Source organism: Dehalobacter sp. (assembly GCA_023667845.1).
GTDB lineage: Bacteria > Bacillota > Desulfitobacteriia > Desulfitobacteriales > Syntrophobotulaceae > Dehalobacter.
Map to the genome: position 1 here is coordinate 1 of JAMPIU010000042.1, position 1,437 is coordinate 1,437.

3 protein-coding genes are annotated in these 1,437 nt (G+C 43.8%); 2 read left to right on the plus strand and 1 reads right to left on the minus strand.

The window, feature by feature from the left end:
• Together NC238_02075 and NC238_02080 are read left to right on the plus strand one after the other, a co-directional pair.
• Window positions 1-215 (plus strand): glycerate kinase (locus NC238_02075; protein MCM1564745.1); only part of this gene is annotated, 215 nt, incomplete at its 5' end.
• A 163-nt stretch (window positions 216-378) separates the two neighbouring features.
• A complete protein-coding gene (locus NC238_02080; GenBank protein ID MCM1564746.1) occupies window positions 379-894 on the plus strand; it encodes a transposase in 516 nt (171 codons plus the stop codon).
• A gap of 410 nt (window positions 895-1,304) precedes the next feature.
• On the opposite strand, the gene NC238_02085 is transcribed toward NC238_02080, so the two are convergent.
• Window positions 1,305-1,437, minus strand: a 133-nt coding sequence (locus NC238_02085; protein ID MCM1564747.1) for a hypothetical protein, incomplete at its 5' end; no start/stop codon positions are given.

The window sequence follows — 1,437 nt, forward strand, 5'->3', positions numbered from 1 at the left end:
TTTCAGCAGTAACCAGGCGTTCACGGGCTGCTGGTGTGCGCGTAGCCGTCATTTCGGGAGCGCTGGGGGAAGGCGCGCAGAAAATGGTTGAGCTGGGGGTTAGTGATCTGGTGCAGGCAACGCCCATTGGGCAGAGTTTGGAAGAAGCGCTTGCCCACGCCGCTGAAAATTTGGAGAAGGCAGTGGGAGAGTATTTTGTGGCGATTAAAATTTAGATGAGAACAAAAGGAAATCATAGAATTCATCGGTCTGGTTGCGCAGTGTAATAGTGTAGGTCAGGTTGCGCATTTCAACCTGACGTCACATCCATTTTCAAATTCCTGTTGGCGACTTTGGAAAACCAGAATGTACATTTCAATCTTGGGTTACACTGTATGAATGCCAAAATTCATCCGCAATTACATTGCCGGCGGTACCTATTTCTTCACCCTGGTTACATCGGACAGAACAAAATTTTTCACAGATAAGAGATACATCGAGAGCTTCCTTTCTGCACTTTCTACCATCCAAAAATATCATCATTTTGATCTGATTGCCTATTGCGTTTTGCCGGATCACATTCATCTCATTTTGACCCTTGCAGAAGATGACAAAGATTTTTCATCAAGGATTAAAGAAATAAAGAAAATGACCACCAAGAAATCACGTGAATTTAGCGGAGACCACAATATGATAATTTGGCAGAAGCGTTTCTGGGAACATACGATCAAAGACCAGGAAGATTTTCAAAATTGCTTTGACTATATCCATTACAACCCAATCAAACATGGATATTCTGACAAATATGATTGGTTATGGTCCAGTTATTGGAGTTATTATTCTGAAGGAGAGAATAATGCTCCTGAAATCGATCCAAAAAAATTTCAAAACAGTATGAATTCGTTCGGGGAGTGAAAAGAATAACGCCAGGAATAGTTACATTCGTGACGTCAGGTTGAAAAGCGCAACCTGACCTACGAAAGAACACAAGAGCCGGACTGGAGAGAACAATTCGTCTTACGACCTAACCCCTCTTATAACTATCGAGAAGTGATATTCTCATAAGTAATAATTAAATATTAAACAACCCATCCCTGCTCCCCTACCCCGACAACCAAGGTGCTGCCAGCTCAACCAGTTTGTCATCCTGAACGAAGTGAAGGATCTTAGAGGTGGAAGGGCAAAAGCAAGATTCTTCACACACGAAGTGTACTGCGCAAAAAAAGCTCTGAATGACAGAAGTAGCCGGGGTCAACCTCACTACCCTGATAAATAAAAATGGCTGGGAGTGCCAGCCATTTTCTAGATATCAAAGAAGCAAAGACTTACGCCCCAGTCATCATGGCGGCGACGTCGGCTTCGACGGTATCAATCGGTTTCAGGTCAAAGGCTTCCACGATCACCTTAACGACATTCGGCGAAAGGAAAGCCGGCAACGTGGGTCCAAGCCTGATTTTC